Genomic DNA, 1997 nt, shown 5'->3' with positions numbered 1-1997 from the left:
CCGCTTATTGTGGCGTTAGATTTACATTTAGGTTAGGTGCAAAAGTGGAAGATAATGAAATTCTTTATCACTATACAAGTATAGAAGCTTTAAATAGTATTCTTCAGAATAAAAGCATTTGGGTTAGTGACTGTCGTTTTTTGAATGATGTAAAAGAATTAAATAACGCTAAAGAAATGTTTGTTAATTCTTTACCTCAATATGCTCAAACAGCATTAGACTTGGCTTTACACACTCTAGGATTTAACTATTTTCATTGCATATTATCTTTATCTAAATCACCCAAAATTTTAAGTCAATGGCGAGCTTATGGAAATGATGGTTACGGTGCAGCTCTAGGGATAAGGTGCAAAGATCTTAATCGTGTACATAGTGATTTAAAAAAAGAATTGGTCGAGTGTGTTTATCATGATCATGAAGGTTTTATTAAATCATTATTAGTTATGTTTAAAAGTGAAATTGATGAAATAGTTGAGCTTTATAATCAAAATCAAGCTCACAATATCTTTATGCAACATTTTGAGTCATCACCAGATTTATTAGATCGTATAGTTACACAATTACTTCGAGTCAAAAATGCAGCTTTCGAGGAAGAAGGTGAATTTAGATTTGTTGTTCATGTACCTGCAAATAATGTGAAAACAAGAGTATCTAATAATTTAATAATTCCATATTTTGAACACTCACTAATTGATATCGGTGATGAAAAATTTTCGTGGTGTGTGACACCAGAAATTTGGTTTGGACCAAAAGCGGATGATAGAAATATTTATGCAATCAATGCATTCCAACATTTTAGGTTATTGATGGGGCATAGGATTCATAAATATGATTGTGGATATGTGTAAATCTAACAAGCCACTTAAAAGGACAAATAACAGTTGGTTTTTGCTCCTTCGTCGCTTATTTTAACCAACTGTTACTTGCCTCTTAGTGGAGCGTTAGGTGTATTGGGTTACTTGCGTAAGGTATATTTTTTGATTCACGTTTTGCGCATCAATCACGTATCTTAAAACGTAATTCAGTTTTGTATTTATCGCGCGTGTATTATTGTTTCGCGGTGTTACATAAAACTGAGCAAAGCAGTTTATTTAACTTTTTGGTGCGTTAATTTCTCAGTTTTTACTGCAAAATTTCGTGCAAGACTTTGCCAATTACTTTATTGTGGTTTGGTAAGTTTAGGTGGCATAAATTCTAATCAGTTCAAACACCTAACAAGGCATTAAAGCAGGACAAAAAACAGTTTGCTGTTTCGTACCTCAACATTTTAGCAAACAATTTTTTGCCTCTTAATGAGGCGTTATATGCTCTTAGTAATTTTGTTTTAGAGCAAGATAATTTACTGTGTGTTTTTCGCTAAACTCGGTTTGGTGTTTACACTAATAAGCGTTGCCTTTTATACCTTTTTCAAAGGTGGCAACACTATTAATTTAGTTCTGACTTTGGTGAGTAGCTTCAAAAGTTCACGGTCAGGTTTTTATATAACGGTGCCTTAAAGTTCGTGCAGTATTTAGTTCAACGTACGCTGCATATAACAAGTCACTCAAAAGGACAAATAACAGTTGGCTATTTACTCCTTCGTCGTCTATTTTAGCCAACCATTATTTGCCTCTTAGTGAGGCGTTAGGTGTATTGGGTTACTTGCGTAAGGTATATTTTTTGATTCACGTTTTGCGCATCAATCACGTATTCTAAAACGTAATTCAGTTTTGTATTTATCGCACGTATATTATTGTTTCGCGGTGTTACATAAAATCGAGCAAAGCAGTTTATTTAACTTTTTGGTGCGCTAATTTCTCAGTTTTTACTGCGAAATTTCGTGCAAGACTTTGCCAATTACTTTATTGTGGTTTGGTAAGTTTAGGTGGCATAAACTCTAATCAGTTCAAACACCTAACAAGGCATTAAAGCAGGACAAAAAACAGTTTGCTGTTTCGTGCCTCAACATTTTAGCAAACAATTTTTTGCCTCTTAATGGGGCGTTATGCGTCAGTTTA

The 1997-nt window shown here is 33.7% G+C and carries 1 protein-coding gene; it reads left to right on the top strand.

Features of this window, described 5'->3' with window-relative positions:
- The coding region (locus KO502_RS08970) for a DUF2971 domain-containing protein (protein ID WP_216022242.1) at nt 1–848 on the top strand (848 nt) is incomplete at its 5' end.
- Nucleotides 849–1997 lie beyond the last annotated feature (1149 nt).

This window comes from Colwellia sp. E2M01, assembly GCF_018860585.1.
GTDB lineage: Bacteria > Pseudomonadota > Gammaproteobacteria > Enterobacterales > Alteromonadaceae > Colwellia.
This window is presented reverse-complemented; position numbering and strand designations above follow the sequence as displayed.